This window comes from Ancylobacter vacuolatus, from assembly GCF_030813595.1.
GTDB classification, from domain to species: Bacteria; Pseudomonadota; Alphaproteobacteria; order Rhizobiales; family Xanthobacteraceae; genus Ancylobacter; species Ancylobacter vacuolatus.
The window spans coordinates 62,802-78,397 of sequence record NZ_JAUSUH010000007.1 but is presented as its reverse complement, the minus strand read 5'-3'; the positions used below and the strand labels follow the sequence as shown (position 1 = coordinate 78,397).

Annotated in this window: 16 protein-coding genes; 6 read left to right on the top strand and 10 right to left on the bottom strand. The window is 67.0% G+C overall.

What is annotated here, in order from left to right; translation table 11 throughout:
* Positions 1–3 precede the first annotated feature (3 nt).
* Genes J2S76_RS15595 through J2S76_RS15585 form a run of 3 tightly spaced genes read right to left on the bottom strand, consistent with a single transcriptional unit; the run spans position 4 to position 2,350 of the window.
* Positions 4–795 carry an N-formylglutamate amidohydrolase gene (locus J2S76_RS15595; protein WP_307061742.1) on the bottom strand — a complete coding sequence of 264 codons (792 nt, stop codon included), beginning with the start codon at positions 793–795 and terminating at the stop codon, positions 4–6.
* On the bottom strand, positions 792–1,448 hold the full coding sequence (locus tag J2S76_RS15590) for a cysteine hydrolase family protein (RefSeq protein WP_307061740.1): 657 nt from the start codon (positions 1,446–1,448) through the stop codon (positions 792–794). Before J2S76_RS15590 ends, J2S76_RS15595 begins: the two co-directional genes overlap by 4 nt.
* Before the next feature lie 17 nt (positions 1,449–1,465).
* On the bottom strand, positions 1,466–2,350 hold the full coding sequence (locus J2S76_RS15585; RefSeq protein WP_307061738.1) for a MurR/RpiR family transcriptional regulator: 885 nt from the start codon (positions 2,348–2,350) through the stop codon (positions 1,466–1,468).
* A 148-nt stretch (positions 2,351–2,498) separates the two neighbouring features.
* Here J2S76_RS15585 and J2S76_RS15580 point away from each other — a divergent pair, with 148 nt between their 5' ends.
* The 5 genes from J2S76_RS15580 to J2S76_RS15560 are packed head-to-tail and all read left to right on the top strand — an operon-like array spanning position 2,499 to position 7,831.
* The gene (locus tag J2S76_RS15580) at positions 2,499–4,385 is read left to right on the top strand and encodes a branched-chain amino acid ABC transporter ATP-binding protein/permease (RefSeq protein ID WP_307061736.1); all 1,887 of its coding nucleotides are present in this window, start codon (positions 2,499–2,501) and stop codon (positions 4,383–4,385) included.
* Entirely contained in the window at positions 4,378–5,553 is a 1,176-nt protein-coding gene (locus J2S76_RS15575) for an ABC transporter substrate-binding protein (protein WP_307061733.1), read from the top strand. Before J2S76_RS15580 ends, J2S76_RS15575 begins: the two co-directional genes overlap by 8 nt.
* A gap of 4 nt (positions 5,554–5,557) precedes the next feature.
* On the top strand, positions 5,558–6,262 hold the full coding sequence (locus tag J2S76_RS15570; RefSeq protein ID WP_307061731.1) for an ABC transporter ATP-binding protein: 705 nt from the start codon (positions 5,558–5,560) through the stop codon (positions 6,260–6,262).
* A gap of 36 nt (positions 6,263–6,298) precedes the next feature.
* Positions 6,299–7,180, top strand: coding sequence for a branched-chain amino acid ABC transporter permease (locus J2S76_RS15565; protein WP_018391552.1), 882 nt, complete (start codon positions 6,299–6,301; stop codon positions 7,178–7,180).
* Positions 7,181–7,198: 18 nt separating this feature from the next.
* Positions 7,199–7,831 carry an FMN-binding negative transcriptional regulator gene (locus J2S76_RS15560; RefSeq protein WP_307061729.1) on the top strand — a complete coding sequence of 211 codons (633 nt, stop codon included), beginning with the start codon at positions 7,199–7,201 and terminating at the stop codon, positions 7,829–7,831.
* A gap of 34 nt (positions 7,832–7,865) precedes the next feature.
* On the opposite strand, the gene ocd is transcribed toward J2S76_RS15560, so the two are convergent.
* Together ocd and rocF are read right to left on the bottom strand one after the other, a co-directional pair.
* On the bottom strand, positions 7,866–8,942 hold the full coding sequence (gene ocd / locus J2S76_RS15555; RefSeq protein WP_307061727.1) for an ornithine cyclodeaminase: 1,077 nt from the start codon (positions 8,940–8,942) through the stop codon (positions 7,866–7,868).
* A gap of 1 nt (position 8,943) precedes the next feature.
* On the bottom strand, positions 8,944–9,861 hold the full coding sequence (gene rocF, locus J2S76_RS15550; RefSeq protein WP_307061725.1) for an arginase: 918 nt from the start codon (positions 9,859–9,861) through the stop codon (positions 8,944–8,946).
* Between the two features lie 128 nt (positions 9,862–9,989).
* Here rocF and J2S76_RS15545 point away from each other — a divergent pair, with 128 nt between their 5' ends.
* Positions 9,990–10,433, top strand: coding sequence for an Lrp/AsnC family transcriptional regulator (locus J2S76_RS15545; RefSeq protein ID WP_307061722.1), 444 nt, complete (start codon positions 9,990–9,992; stop codon positions 10,431–10,433).
* A gap of 149 nt (positions 10,434–10,582) precedes the next feature.
* Here the strand turns inward: J2S76_RS15545 and J2S76_RS15540 are convergent, their stop codons facing one another.
* From J2S76_RS15540 to J2S76_RS15520, 5 genes are all read right to left on the bottom strand, one after another.
* On the bottom strand, positions 10,583–10,726 hold the full coding sequence (locus tag J2S76_RS15540; protein ID WP_307061719.1) for a hypothetical protein: 144 nt from the start codon (positions 10,724–10,726) through the stop codon (positions 10,583–10,585).
* Positions 10,727–11,234: 508 nt separating this feature from the next.
* Positions 11,235–12,575: an FtsX-like permease family protein gene (locus J2S76_RS15535; RefSeq protein ID WP_307061717.1), complete on the bottom strand. Its 1,341-nt coding sequence runs from the start codon at positions 12,573–12,575 to the stop codon at positions 11,235–11,237.
* A 9-nt stretch (positions 12,576–12,584) separates the two neighbouring features.
* On the bottom strand, positions 12,585–13,307 hold the full coding sequence (locus J2S76_RS15530; RefSeq protein WP_307061715.1) for an ABC transporter ATP-binding protein: 723 nt from the start codon (positions 13,305–13,307) through the stop codon (positions 12,585–12,587).
* A 2-nt stretch (positions 13,308–13,309) separates the two neighbouring features.
* Positions 13,310–13,726 carry a hypothetical protein gene (locus J2S76_RS15525; protein WP_307061999.1) on the bottom strand — a complete coding sequence of 139 codons (417 nt, stop codon included), beginning with the start codon at positions 13,724–13,726 and terminating at the stop codon, positions 13,310–13,312.
* A gap of 95 nt (positions 13,727–13,821) precedes the next feature.
* Positions 13,822–15,564: an alkaline phosphatase gene (locus J2S76_RS15520; RefSeq protein WP_307061714.1), complete on the bottom strand. Its 1,743-nt coding sequence runs from the start codon at positions 15,562–15,564 to the stop codon at positions 13,822–13,824.
* Positions 15,565–15,596 lie beyond the last annotated feature (32 nt).

Genomic DNA, 15,596 nt, shown 5'->3' with positions numbered 1-15,596 from the left:
CGTTCAGGGCTGCAGCGCCTCGCTCATGCGGCCGATCCATTCGGCGACGCCGGCGTCGTCGGAGATGAGATCGTTGCGAATCTCGATCAGCACGGCGTCATGGCCGCGATCCTGGCCATGCACGAGAAGGGCATAGTCCTCCTCGCGGCTCACGACATAAGGTTCGTTGGCCGCAACGAAGAGCGCGCCATCGGCGGCGAGCCGGGTCATGATGACGTCCGCCAGCGCCCGCGAGCGATCGAACAGCACGCCGGCATGCCATGGCCGTGCCTTGCCGAGGAAAACCGGGTTGAACGAATGGATGGAGACGATCCGCGTCGGCCTCCCCTCGGCCTCGCGCGTGTGGAGATCGGCCGCGATCCGTTCATGGAACGGGCGAAACATCCGCTCCGCTCGCAGCGCGCGCTCGTCCGGCGTAAGCCCGGCATTGCCCGGCACGTCGGTCGCCTCGGAGCGCTCGGGTATTGAACTCTTCGCGTCGAGCGGCCGGTTGAGATCAATCAGCAGCCGCGAATAGCCCGCGAGATAGGCGACCGCGTCGATCTGCCGGGAAAGCCCCCGCGTCACCGCGGCGGCGCCGATGTCCCATGCGATGTGGCGGGCAAGATCCTCGTGCCCGAGCCCCAGCCCGCGATAGAGCGAGGGCATGTGACGCGAGGCATGCTCGCACACCAGGACCACCGGCGAGGTCCCCCCGGGGTTCAGCACCTCCACCGCCGCCGGCCACTCTGCCTCGTCGAGGGAGACAGCGGTACTGGCAGGTCGCTCGGCGGCCGCGCCGTCACACATGGTCATGCCACCACCGTCTCGCGCGTCATCGCCTCAAACCGCCTGACCACCTCATCGGTATCGGCGATCCAGCAATAGCCGCCAAAGGCCCTGAGGGCGTTGGCGTGACGCTCGGGCGTGGGGGCCGCGCAGGCATCCGCGACGCAGGTGATCATGAAGCCCCGGTCGGCGCCGTCGCGTACCGCCATATCGACGCACTGGTCGGTAACGATGCCCACCACGACAAGGTAGCGGATGCCGAGATTGCGCAGCAGATAGTCGAGATTGGTGGAGTTGAAGACGCCGGACGAGGTCTTGGGCAGCAGGATCTCGTCGCCCACAGGGGCGAGCGCGGGGACCGGGAGCCCTTCCGGCGCGCTCTTCGGGACATTGATCGGCGACATCTTGTGGTCGAGCGAGCGGTCGCGGCCGTCCTCGGTCAGGCTCTGGATGATGGTGTGGATGACCTCGACCCCCGCCGCGCGGGCGGCCTTCAGCAGCCGCACCTGGTTGGGGATCGTCCGCGTCGCGGTCTCGCGGTAGAAATAATGCTCGGGTCCGCGCTCGGGGTGGCCATGGTCGAGGCCCGGCTCCAGCCAGATGCGCTGCATGTCGACCAGCAGCAGGGCCGTTTCGCCCGGCCGGAAAGGGGCGTCGCGGCGTACGTCGGATAGGCTCATCTCGCTCTCCTGCATCCTCAGTTCTTTTCGGTCAGGCCGGGGGCGCCGTCACCGTCGAGGGTCACAGCGTTCTGGTGGCGCACCTGTTCGATGTCCTCGACGCGGCGGCGCAGCGCCGTGCCCTCGGTGGCCAGAAGCTGTGCCACCAGCGCCTCCACCTGGGCAACGGCGGGCACCAGAGTGTCATAGGGCGAGGCCGCTTCGATCGGCGCCACCATCACCACCTCCGACACCTCCGCGATCGGCGACAGCCAGGCATCGGTGAACAGCAGGATATGCGCCCCGCGCCCGCCCGCCTGTCTGGCGAAGCTCACCACGTCGGCCTGGTAGCGGCGATAGTCGAACACCACCAGCACATCGCGCTTGTCGAGATCGACGAGAATGTCGAAAGCCTCCGGCCCGAGCCGGGCAAGGTCGCGCACGCCGGGGCGGAACTGCACGAGATAGGCGGCCAGCATGCCGGCGACGTGGCGGCTGAAGCGCCCGCCCAGCACCACCACCTTGCCCTTCGCCTCCATCAGCAGGCGGATCGCCCGCTCGTAATTCTGCGCCGGCATCAGCTCCGCGGTCTGCCCGACCACCCCGCCAATGGCGCCGAGATAACTTTGCGCCACGCTCTCGCCTGCAGAGGCCGGCCGCTTGGCCTCCATCATCAGCAGTGGGGAATGCAGCCGCGCCTCGACTTCGGCCAGCAGCGTGGATTGGAAATTGGGAAAGCCCTCGAAGCCCAGCTTGACAACGAACCGCACTACGGTGGGGTCGCTGACGGCGGCCTTCTTGGCGAGGCTGGATACCGTGCCGAGGCCCGACAGCGGGTAGTCCGCGAGCAGCACCTGGACGATCTTGGCTTCCGACGGGGTTAGCGTCAGCCCGCTGTCCGTCAGCATGTCGCGGATCCGCATCGGCCTCATCCTCCTGCCAGGCAGCGCCTAGCGTCGTTGTTCATCGAATTACAAAACTCGTATTGCATGTCAATTATGAAATGGAATTGACATTGGCATTCACCGGCTTTCTACTGCATCGCACACAGCAGGAAGCGGGACTGGGCGCATGGAAGCCGGCGTGCACGGAGTGGCCGAGAGACGGCTGTCGAAGGCGATGGGCGGCGCCCTGGTGGATGCCCTCGCCATGGCGGCGCTGCTGGTCGCGGTCGGGCTGGTGCTCACCATGGCCGGGGTGGCGCCGCAGCGCACCGGCACCCATGCCGCCATCATCCTCACCGCCGTGGTCTCGCTGCAGATCTTCTCCGGGAACACCGGCATCGTCTCGTTCGGCCATGCGGGCTTTGTCGGCCTCGGCGCTTATGTGGTGGGGCTGCTCACCATGAGCGCCTCGGTGCAGGCGAGCGCCCTGCGCAACCTGCCGACATTGCTCGCTGGCCATGAAATGCCGTTGCTGGCGGCGCTCGGCATCGTCGTCGTTCTCGGCATCGTCGTCGGCGTGGTCAGTGGCGCGCCGCTGTTCCGCCTGTCGGGGTCGGGCGCGTCCATCGCGACGCTGGCCCTGCTCATCATCGTCTACACCGTGCTGGTCGCCTCCCGCGACATCACCCGCGGCAGCCAGCCTTTCTACGGCGTGCCCCGTGATGTCGGGCTGTGGACGGCTATCCCCGTCGCCGCGCTGGCGCTGGCCTTCGCGCGCATCTTCCGCGAATTGCCGATCGGTCTGTCGGCCCGCGCGGTGGCGGATGACGAGCGCGGCGCGGCGGCCATCGGCATCGACCGCCGCTTCACCACGCTTTTCGCCTGGGCCGCCAGCATCGTTGTGGCGATGGCTGCGGGCGGTCTCATGGCGCAGTTCCTGGGCGCCTTCTCGCCGAAGGACTTCTATTTCGGCCTCGCCTTCACCACGCTGGCGATGCTGATCGTCGGGGGGATGACGTCCTCCCTCGGCGCGCTGTCCGGAGTGGCGGTGACGACGGTGGTGATCGAGCTGGTGCGCCGCGTCGAGGGCGGCGGCGAGATCGGCGGCATTGTCATCCCGCCGGTCTTCGGTCTCACCGAGGCGGTTCTGGCGCTGTCGATGATCCTCATCATCTGGCGCCGTCCCGAGGGGCTGTGCGGCGGGCGCGAGCTGAACCTTTTGAAGCGCCTAGGCCTTTCCGGCCCGCCGACCGCCGCCGCCGAGCCGCCGGCGCGCACCGCGCGGCTGACCATCCGGGCGGACGGGCTGACCAAGCGCTATGCCGGCATCGTCGCCGTCGACGATGCCGGCGTCGAGCTGCCGACCGACTGCATCACCGGCATCATCGGGCCGAACGGGGCCGGCAAGACCACCCTCATCAACATGATCGCCGGTGCCGTCGCGCCCACCTCCGGCACGCTCGCCATTGCCGGCGAGCCGGTCACGCGCTTCGCCGCCCACCGTGTGGCCCGGGCGGGGCTTGGCCGCACCTTCCAGAACATCCGCATCTTCCCGCGCATGACGCTGCTGGAAAATGTGCTGGTGGCGTCGCGGCAGGTCGTGCCGGGGCTCGCCGCAGCCGAGCGGGCGGCGATGCGTGAACTCACCCGCGTCGGCCTTGCACATCTTGCCGAGCAGCCGGCGGGAAGCCTGCCCTATGGCCTGCGGCGGCGGCTTGAAGTGGCGCGCGCGCTCGCGCTCGACCCTGCCTTCCTGGTGCTCGACGAACCCGCCGCCGGCATGAATCCGGTTGAAACGGAATGGCTGACGACGATGCTGGCCAAGGTGCGCGCCGAGCGCCGCATCGGCGTCGTGCTGATCGAGCACGACCTCAAGCTGGTGATGAAGCTGTGCGACCGCATCGTGGTCGTCGACCACGGCCGCGTCATCGCCGAGGGAACGCCGGCCGAGGTGCAAGCCAATCCCGACGTCATCGCCGCCTATCTCGGCAGCCGGACCAGTGCCCGCGTGCTGGCGCAGACAGAACAAGAAACCAAACCTTCCAACCCAACAGGGGAATTCTCTCATGCGTGATCGCCGCCGTATCAACCGGCATTTGGCCGGCCTCGTCTCCGCTGCCGCGCTGATGCTCGGCGCCGCCTCACCCGCCTTCGCCGAGGAGATCATCGTGGGCGTCGCCAGCGCCCAGACCGGCGGTCTGGCGCCGTTCGACCAGCCCTCGCTGGCGGGCCTGAAGATCGCCGTGGACGAGATCAACGCCAAGGGCGGTTTCGGCGGCAAATATCCGGTGCGGCTGGTCGTCAAGGACACCCGCTCCGACATGGGGGCAACGGCGACCATCACGCAGGAGCTGGTCGACGCCGGCGCCAAGATCCTCATCACGCCCTGCGACGCCGATCCCTCGATCGCCGCCGGCCAGGTCACCCAGCCGCTCGGCATTCCGACGCTGACATTCTGCGGCACCGCGCCGATCCTGACCGGAGCGGTCGGCGACGTGATGTTCGGCACCTATCCCGGCGACAATCTTCAGGCGACGGTGCTCGCCAACTACGCCTACGATCAGGGCCTGCGCAAGGTGTACCTGCTGAAGTCGCCGGACTCGACCTACACGATGCGCCTGCCGGAATATTTCGGCGAGGTGTTCACGAGGAAGGGTGGCGCGGTCGTGGGAGAGGGCTCCTTCTCGATGAACCAGTCGGATTTTTCCGCCGAAGTCACAAAGATCAAGAACCTCGCCGACAAGCCGGACCTGATCATGACCGCCGGCTATGAGCCGGATTTCCCGGCCTTCGTGCAGCAGCTGCGCGCGGCCGGCGTCTCCACCCCCGTCTTCGGGGCGGACGCGATCGGCACCGGCACCATTCTCGGCCTCGGCAAGCTGGTCGACGGCACGGTCTACACCGCCGCCGGCTATGCCACCCCCGGCAGCAAGCTGGCGGCCTTCGAAACCAAGTTCAAGGACGTGACGGGCCACGCGCCGGAATCGGCCTATGAGGCCAATGGCTACGATATCGGCCTGATCCTCGACACCGCCGTCACCAAGGCGGATTCCGTGGACCCGAAGGCGATCCGCAATGCGCTTGCCAGCATCGAGAAGCTGGAAGGTGTGACCGGCGAGATCACCTATGCCGGCACGGACCGCATGCCGCTGCGTTCGGTGGCGCTGGTGAAGTACCAGGATGGTGCGCGCGTGTTCATCGGCACGCAGGTGCCGGCCGCCGCCGAAGTCCCGGCGCCCTGAGCCGATGCTTTCGGTTCGCTCGCTTCAAGTGCGCTACGGCGAGGTCGAGGCCGTTCGCTGTGTCGATCTCACCGTAGGCCGTGGCGAGATCGTCGCTCTTGTCGGCGCCAATGGCGCCGGCAAGAGCACGACGCTCGCAGCCATTTCCGGCCTCGTCCGGCCGGCCGGCGGAAGCGTGACATTCCAGGGCGAGGACGTGACCGGGCTCGCCCCGGAGCTCATTGCCCGCCGCGGCGTGGCGCTCACGCCCGAGGGCCGGCGGGTTTTCGCCAGCCTGACCACGGCCGAGAACCTGATGCTGGGCGGCGCGGTTCATCTCGGTCGCGCTGCGCTGAAGGAACGGGAAGCGGAGATGCTCGACCTGTTCCCGATCCTGCGGCGCTATCACCGCATCAAGGCGGGCAACCTCTCGGGCGGCGAGCAGCAGATGCTGGCGATTGCCCGCTCGCTGATGTCGAAGCCGAAGCTGCTGCTGCTCGACGAGCCCTCGCTGGGGCTGGCGCCGCAGATTATCGACAAGGTGTTCGACCTCATCGCCGATCTGCGCAGGAGCGGGCTCACCATCCTGCTCGTCGAGCAGAACGTCGCGCTGGCGTTGGAAATTGCCGACAGCGCGGTGGTCATCGCCAATGGCAATGTCGCGCTTTCCGGCTCCGCCGCCGAACTCGCGACCTCCGACCTCGTCCGGCAGGCCTATCTCGGCATCTGAGTGGTTTGCCGACACCTTAGTGGAGTTTGAACGGCGATGTTGGTCCAGCAGATCGTCAATGCCATCAGCCTCGGGGGCGTCTATGCGCTGCTGGCGCTCGGCCTCGCCATCGTGTTTTCCATCGTCGGCCTGATCAATTTCGCCCATGGCGAATTGATGACAATTGCCGGCTATTGTCTGCTCGGTGCGCTGCTGATGGGCGTTCCGCTGGCGGTCGCGGTCGTGGTCGCCGTGGCATCAGCGGCGATCGCCGCCGTGCTGATGGAGCAGATCGCCTTCAAGCCGATGCGCGGCGCCAGCGTGACCAGCCTGCTGATCACCTCGTTCGCGGTGTCGAGCCTGTTGAAGGTGCTGTTCCAGAACGGCATTTCCGCCCGCCCGCAGCCGATCGCCATGCCCTCCTGGATGACCGGCGCCTTCCAATTCGGCCATGTCTCCATCGGCGTGGGGCCGCTGCTGTCGATCGCCGGCTCGGCGCTGGCCCTGATTGCGCTCGAACTCTTCCTGCGCCGCACTGTTATGGGAACCGCGATGCGCGCGGCGGCCGAGGATTTCAACGTCGTGCGGCTGATGGGCATTCCCGCCGGCCGCATCATCGCCACCGCCTTCCTGCTCTCCGGTCTGCTGGCCGGTCTCGCTTCGCTGCTGTGGATCGCCCAGCGCGCATCGGTGGACCCGCTCATGGGATTCACGCCGGTACTGAAGGCATTCATCGCAACGGTTGTCGGCGGCCTTGGCAGCCTGCCCGGCGCGGTGGTGGGCGGCCTATTGCTGGGCGTGATCGAAGTGGCGCTGCAATCCGCCCTGCCGCCGGATGTCGCCCCTTATCGGGACGCTATCGTGCTCTCCGGCGTCATTCTCGTGCTGCTGTTCCGGCCGGATGGGGTGATCCCCGCCGCGCGCGCCCAGCGCAGCTGAGGCAAGGGAACCGTCCCGATGTACACGAAGCCGGAATTCGCCGCCCGGTCGCCCGCCGACATCGCGCAGGTGATCGCCGATGCGCCGTTCGCGACGCTGGTCACCCACGGGCCGGACGGGCTGGTCGCCACGCATCTGGTCATGCTGTTCGAGCCCGAGCGCGGCCCCAACGGCACGCTGGTCTCGCATCTCGCCTGCAGCAATCCCCACGCCGCCCTGATCGCGGAGGGTCGGGAGACACTAGCGATCTTCTCCGGCCCGCACGGCTACATCTCCTCTTCCTGGTATCCCGCCGCGCCTGTGCGCGACAGCGCGCCGACCTGGAACTACGCCGCCGTGCATTGCCGCGGCCGGCCCCGGCCCCTCGACACGCAGGGTACGGCCCGCCATCTGCTGACGCTGGTGGAGCGCTTGGAGCAGGGCCGCCCGGAGCGCTGGCGCATGCGCGAACTCGGCCCTGGCGGCATGGAGCGGCGGCTGCCGCATATTCTCGGCTTCGACCTGCCGGTCGAGCGGGTCGACGCCAAGTTCAAGATGGGTCAGGACGAGCGCCTGCGCGACACCACGGGCGCCATCACCGCGCTGGAGACGACCGACCCTTCCCTCGCCGCCCTAATGGCGCGCCACAATGCCGGGCGCGAGACCGACTGAGACGACGATCGCCACGCAGACTCTGCTCTAGAAATTATAGCGGCACATTCGGCTTTGCGGCTGGTCGCGTGCCCTCATGCCTCAGCAGCATGCCGAACAGGTCGCGCGGCTCGTCGGGGTCAGCCAGCAAATCCAGCCTGTCATAGAAGTCCGTCGACCGGATCCTGTCGCGGACGTAGCGCAGGGCCGAGAAATCCTCGATCGCGAAGCCGACAGAGTCGAACACGGTTATCTGCCGCTCGTCGCGGCGCCCGACGGCCGCGCCGGAAATGACCTGCCACAGTTCCGTGACGGGGTAATCGGGCGCCAATTGCTGGATCTCGCCTTCGATTCGCGTCTGCGGCGGATACTCCACAAAGATGTCGGAGCGCATGAGGATGTCGCGGTGCAGCTCTGTCTTGCCAGGACAGTCGCCGCCGACGGCGTTGATATGAACGCCCGCCCCGACCATGTTGTCGGTGAGGATCGTGGCGTGCTGCTTGTCCGCCGTGACCGTGGTGATCACTTGCGCGGTCTCGATCGCCTCCTGCGACGAACGACAGATCGTGACGTCGAAACCATGGGCCCTGAGGTTGGCCGCGCATCTGCGCGAGGCGGGCGCATCGATATCGAACAGCCGGAGCTCACTGATGCCGAGCAGGGCCTTGAACGCCATCGCCTGGAATTCCGACTGCGCTCCATTGCCGATAATCGCCATGCACGAAGCCCCAGCGGGAGCCAGATGCCGCGCCGCGACCGCAGACATGGCGGCGGTGCGCAGGGCCGTCAGTATGGTCATCTCCGCAAGAAGCATCGGGTAGCCGCTGCCGACATCGGCAAGTACCCCGAACGCGGTCACGGTCTGCCGGCCGTTATGCCTGTTGAGCGGATGGCCGTTGACATATTTGAAGCCGTAGAGCTTGCCGTCGCTGGTCGGCATCAGCTCGATCACGCCGCTGCTGCTATGCGAGGCGACGCGCGGTGTCTTGTCGAAGACCGGCCAGCGATGGAAATCCTCCTCGATGTAGCCGGCGAGCTCGACCAGAAAACGCTCTATACCGACATGCACCACGAGGCTCATCATGTGGTCGACGCTGACGAAGGGGACGATATTCGAGGCGGGGTTTTTCATCTCAATAGCTCCGCGTGGGCCGGTCCATGATCCGGCGACCCATTAGGCTCGCGACGAGGTCGACCATCAGGGTCGCCGTACGCCCACGTTCGTCGAGAAAGGGATTGAGCTCGACGAGATCGAGGCTAGAGACACGTCCGCTGTCATGCAGCATCTCCATGACCAAATGCGCTTCGCGGAAGGTGGCGCCGCCGGGAACGGTGGTGCCGACGGCGGGAGCGATGGAGGGATCGAGGAAGTCTACGTCGAGGCTGACGTGCAGCAAACCGTCCTCCAAGCCAACACGCCCGAGAAACTCGCGCAGCAGCGGGCCGATCCCATGCTCGTCTATGGCGCGCATGTCGTGCATGGTCACGCCGGCCTTATCTATCGCCGTCCGCTCTGCCGGATCGATGCTGCGGACCCCGAATGTGCAGACGCGGGTCGGCTCAACCCGATCGTCAAGCGGCGGGAAATGGCCCTCGAACCCCGGCTGCCCGGTCGCGTAGGCGAGTGGCACACCATGGAGATTGCCGCTCATCGAACTGTCGAGCGTATGGAAGTCGGTATGCGCATCCAGCCACAGCACGAATAGCGGCCGCCGGCATTCTGCCGCCCGACGCGCCATGCCGGCAAGCGTGCCCGCCGAAATGCTGTGGTCGCCGCCGAGGAAAAACGGGAGGGCGTCGTCGCTCGCGCGATAAGCAGCCTCGGCAATCGTCGCCGTCCATCCGGCAATCTCCGACAGGGATTTCAGGCGAGGATTTGGATGAAAGGCAGGCGTTGGCGTCGACGCCAGCGTCCCGAGATCATCGACGCTGTGCCCGAGCTCGCGCAACGCCTCGACCAGACCTGCGACACGTAACGCGCTCGGCCCCATCTCGCACCCCTTGCGCCCAGCGCCATCCTCAACAGGTGCCCCGACTATCCTGCAGTGCATTCGATCCCCCCGATCCGACGGGACCGATGAGAGCGCAATGCCGCGGCACTTCCTACACGCGGGATTGGCAAGTCAGATATGGCAATCTATCATTTCGGCAAGCTCAATTGACCATATTGGATAGCCTGGTGGACGAATTGGACGAGAGACTGATCACTCTGCTTCGCCACGATGGCCGGCGGAGCATTTCCGATCTTGCCGCGGATCTCGGCGTTTCCCGCGCGACGGTACGCGTTCGCCTCGAGCGACTGGAGCGCGGCGGCCAGATCGTTGGCTACACGGTCGTACTGCGTGCGGATGCCGTCGACCAACCCGTCCGCGGCATCACGATGATAGGGATTGAAGGGCGCGTGACCGACCGGGTGATCCACGCCCTCGGAGGCCTGCCGGAAATTTCCGCGATCCACACGACCAGCGGTCGCTGGGACCTCATCGTTGAATTGGGCACCGCGACCTTGGCCGATCTTGATGCCGCTCTGCGCCGGATCCGCCTGATCCCCGGCGTGAACAACAGCGAAACGAGCCTTCTGCTGGCGACGCCGCGCAGTGCAAGGGCAAAGCTTCTGAATTGATGACGGCCGGCGAATGCTGACGGCGATTAAGTGGCGTAGCGAGCCGGGCGGCGGCTCGCTACGGGGCCTGCTGCGAACCCTTTGTCGGCGTTGGCTGAATTTCCGCTATTCGGGCCGACCGGAACGGCTGCAATTGGCGCGTCATGCCATCAGTCGTCCTGCATCGGAGCGAAGAGATCGCGCTTTGCGACGAAGAGGCGAGCACTGGCGTCGATCGTCTCGCGCGCAGTGCTCCTGGTGCGGTCCTCTCCGTGAACGACCAGCCATTGCTCGTGGGAAATCTCCTCGATCACCGGCCCCGTCCTGATGGGGCTCTCATGGACCGCGCCGACGAAGCAGGGCAGCACGACCTGCCCGGCACCCGCCGGACCAGATCGGGAAGGGAAGACGGGTTCTACACTTCCATGCGGTGCGTTCACGTCGATGGCTTCGAACCCAGCGTGCGGACGGTGTGTTGACCGTGCAGGCGATCCAGTCGCTGCCTACCGATCCGTTGTTTAATCATAGGGTGCGAAGGTCACCGTTGCCGCCCGTCGCATCGCCAATGCCGGTACGGAGGGCGCACCATGCCTTCGCTGTCTCGCGCCCTTTGCGCGCGAAGGCTGGGAGTCATCGATGGAGTTAGTGAGCGTCATCCAACGCTGGCACCACCGGGACCCTCTCTCGATCCGAGCCCTATCTCGCAGGACGACCGGCAAACGCGGGTCGGTGCCGCTGGCGCGAGATGAATGGCCGCCGTGACAGCCTCCTGCCGCCAGCCCCCGCTGAAGCCCACGCCGCGAGACCGATGCCGCCAACCTTTCAATCGCGGAGTGCCGCCGCCGGAGACTGGCGATAGGCAAGGGCGGCCGGCAGCAGGGCAGCCAGCCCGCAGGCAGCGAACAGCAGAAGAAAGGCTCCACCGTCCTCTGCAATGAAGCCCACCGGCAGCACCACCCCGGTCTGGACGGAAATCTTCCGCGCCAGCAGCAGCGCGACCCCATAGCCCAACAGGAAGCCGGTCACGAGGCCCGCGCCCACCACCAGCACCGCCTCCAGCCAGACCATGGCAAACACCACCACCCGCGGCGCCCCGAAAGCCCTGAGCGCGCCGATCTGGCGGCGGCGGGCCAGCACATGGATCAGCACCACCAGCAACACCGCCGCTGCCACCAGGATCTGGGCGTTCAGCGCCACGAAGGCGAGGATCTGCCGGGCGTCACCGAGGGTGCCATAGAGGCGGGTCAACACCTCGCCGGGAAAGACGGCAAGGGTGTGATCGGTTCGATAGGCTTGCCGGAGCCTGTAGGCGTCGGCGATGGTCCGCGGCTTGACTACGATGGCAGGCACGCCCGGCGCTGCGGGATCGGCAACGGCTGAAGGACGGATCGGTGCGTCGAAGCCGGCGGCCTCGCTCTCCTGGCGGCGCTTGTAGGCGTCGGCGATGGTCCGCGGCTGCACGCTGTCAGGGGAAGCGTCGGCAGGGGTGGTGCCTGTGGCAGCCACGTCGTGCCTGCCAGCATCGGCTTCCTGCTCGTGGCGATGGCCTTCATGCCCGTAATTATCCGGCGCGTGGGTGTGCCAGACGGCCTCGATCGGTACCAGTATGGCCCGGTCCCACATCGTGCCGGTCGGCGCCAGCCTCCCGACAATCCGGTAGGTTATGGCGGTGTGAACGCCGCCACGGGCTTCAGCCATTCCATGCATGGGATGGAAGGTCTCCCCGAGGGCGCGGGGAACGGCGGCGCCAATGACGGCCTCGCCGAGCCGCATGAACGTATGACCCTCCGCAATCCCGCCCAGGCCGTCGACGAGCGGCTGGGTGGTGCCCACCACGGGGCGGTCATCCGAGAAATCGCCGAAGCCGACCGGCGCCGCATAGGCGACCCGCGGATCGGCCAAAAGCTCGGCCAGAACGCTGCCGGGCAGCAAAGTGAGCGGCGCCGGCTGCAGGAATACGGCAGAAAGCACCAATTGCGTCTCACTGCCCGGGGCGCCCACCACCAGATCGAAGGCCGCTGCGGCGCGCGCGCTGCCGAGCCGGAGGGCGCGCTCCTCGAGCGTGACCACAACCCCGAGCGCAGTCGCAAGCGCAATGAGCACGGCCACCGCCAGCGCGCCCCAGCGATGCCGAACGAGATCTGCGGCGATGAACCGGAACATCTGCGCCTCCTAGACGGCGGGGGCGGGGGCGGCGGAAACCGGTGCGGATGCCGCCGGCAGCGAAGCGGCAGGCACCAACCGCCCCGCTTCGAGATGCAGCACGCGCTCCATCCCGGCGATGAGGCAGGCGTCGTGCGTTGCTACCAGCAGCGTCGCCCCCACCTCGCCGGCAAGCGCAGAGAGCAGTTCCGCCACCGCCGCGCCCGCCTCGGCGTCGAGGCTGGCGGTCGGCTCGTCGGCCACGATGATGCCGGGGCGGGCGACGAGAGCACGCGCCACCGCGACGCGTTGCATCTGACCGCGGGAGAGGGTTTCGATCTTCTGGCCGGGTCGTTCTATCCCCACCCGCTCCAGAAGCCGGCCCGCCTCGGCCCGCAACCGTGGCGGCAGGCGAAACTGAGCGAGGCGCTGTGGCAGCAGTACATTCTCAAGGGCCGACAAGCCCGGGAACAGGTGGAACTCCTGCATGACCAGCCCCACATGGGTCGCGCGCCAGCGGTCACGGGCGCCCTCCCCCAGGCGGCCTATGTCCGTTCCACCCCAGGCGACGCGGCCGGCGGGCGGGCGTTCGAGACCGGTCACGATGTTGATGAAGGTGGTCTTGCCGGAGCCGGACGGACCGGTGAGCGCCACATGGGCGCCGGCGGGGAGAACGAGCTCGGGGATGTCGAGCGCCGGCCGCTCCAACCCCGTAAAGCGGACGACCAGATCCCTGATGTCGAGATCCGGCATGATCAGACCTTGCTGAAGGAGGCACCGACGAGGCGCAGCAGGCTGACAAAGCCGGTCGCCGGATCGGTCCAGGAGCCGACTTCCAGCCGCCCGGTCGCATCGATCGGCGCATTGGCCTGCGCGAAGGTCTGGGCGCGGTCGAGATAGATCACCACGATGTTGTCCGGCCAGTCGCTATCCGAGGAGCAGAACGGGCAGATCGACATGGGGATCTCGGTCAGCACAAAGAAATTGGCCTCGGCCTTCAGCGGCGGCGCCATGAAGCCGCGCATGGTCACGATCTGGCCGTCGAGGCTTTTCACCTTGTCCGAGAAGGTCAGGCCGAGGACGGTGACCTTGGCGTAGAGCTCGTCGAAGTCGAGCCGTGCCGCAGCCGTCGCCGGGTGGGCGACCAGAATGGCGCAGCCAGCGCCGAGCAGTAGCCGCGTGCCATGGACGACGAAGGCGCGGCGGGCCGGGGCGGCGGGCCCGGCAGGGCCCGCCGCAGGTCGGTTGCGGGAAGGATGGCTTAGGATCACTTCTGCGCCGGGGCGAGGGCAAACGCCTCAACCAGAACGCGGTACACGTCGCTCTCTTCCAGGTAGCCCTTGAACGCCTCGGAGCCGGGGCCGGAAGCCTGCAGGATGCCGTCATCCACCGCATGCACAGCGGTGTCGGTGGAGCGCGGAATGTTACCGATGCGCAGCACCGCGCCCGGCGCGTCCTTATAGGCGGCGTTGGCCACGTACTCGCCCTTCTCGTTCTTGATCGCCGGATCGAACGGGCCGTTCATCTTCGGCTGCCAAGTCTCGTAATAGTCAGGAAAATTGTTGGCGAACACGGCGAGGCGGCGCGACACGTCCACCTTGTCGGGATAGCCGTCGCCATCGGCGTCGGTGTAGTTGGGGAAGCCGGCGGCGGCGTAGACGCCGACCTTCTCGCGCATGTCCTCGCCCGGCTTGTCGTCATCGATGGTGCCGATGATGGAGACGCCATGGGTGTGGTCCGGGGTCGCCACGACCAGCGTGTCGGGATGTTCCTTGGCGAAGTCCATCGCCACCCGCAGGGCCTGGTCGAACTCGATGGTGTCGTAGAGCGCGCGGTCCCAGTCCATCGGATGCGACATCTTGTCGATGGTCGCGCCTTCCACCATCAGGAAGAAGCCGTCCGGATTCTTGGCGAGCTGGGCCAGCGCCACCTTGGTCATGTCCACCAGGCCGGGCTGGTCGGGGAACTTGTTCACCGTGCCCTTCTTCAGGAACTTGCGGTCGAGCACCGAGTCCATGTTGCCGGTGTGGAACAGGCCGAGGATCTTGCCGGCATTCGCCTGCCCCACCGCCTGCAGCGCGCCGGCGTCGGTGGCGAGGCTGTAGCCGGCCTCGGTGAAGGCCTTGATGAAGTCCTGGTCGTCCTTGCGCTTCGAGCCGGGGGTGGACTTCGGCAGGAAATAGGCCGAGCCGCCACCGAGCACGACCTCCGGCTTCAGCGCGAACATCATCTCGACGATCTCCGCCTTGCGATCGCGCAGGCGGGTATGGGCGACCACCGCGGCCGGGGTCGCGTCCTCGACCTCGGCGGTGGTGACGATGCCGACCGATTTGCGGCCGGTCCGGGCGAGCGCTTCGGTGACGTTCTCCACCCGCGGATCGTCCAGCGGGTCCTTGGTTCGGTCGGCATAAACGCCGAGCGCGTTCACCGCCGTCTTGTGGCCGGTCATGTGCGCCGACATGGTGTTGGCGCTGTCAGTGGCGATGGCGTTGGTGGACGAGGTGCCGATGAAGGCCATGTGGTCGAGGTCGTCCATGGCGAGGCGGCCATCGGCCTTGCCCTCGGTCATGCCCTTGGACAGCAGGCGGGCGCCGGTGCGGTGCGCCACCGACATGCCGTCGCCGAGAAAGAAGATGATGTTCTTCGCCTTCGGCGTGTCCGGAGTGCCGTAAACGTCCCAATGCACCGTCTTGGTGTCGTTGCCGGCCTTGACTTCCACCGTGTACAGCCCGGGCTTGATCACTTTGGCCGCGCGCAGCAGCACCGCCGAGGCGTCGACACCCTCTTCTTTCGCGATGAACGCCACATCCTTGCCGAGGATCTTGGCGGCGGGCTCGCCATTGATGGTGATCGACACGTCTTCCGCCTTCACGACACCGGCAAACTCGACCTTGAAGTCGAAAGCCGAGCCGGCAAGGATCGTGGCGCGGTCGATCGGAAAGACGTTCGCCGCGTTGGCCACGCCGATGAGGCAGGTGGTGGCGGCAAGGACCGCCGCTAGAATGCGCATGGAAGGATCCCTCGTTGGACCAAGCTATCGGG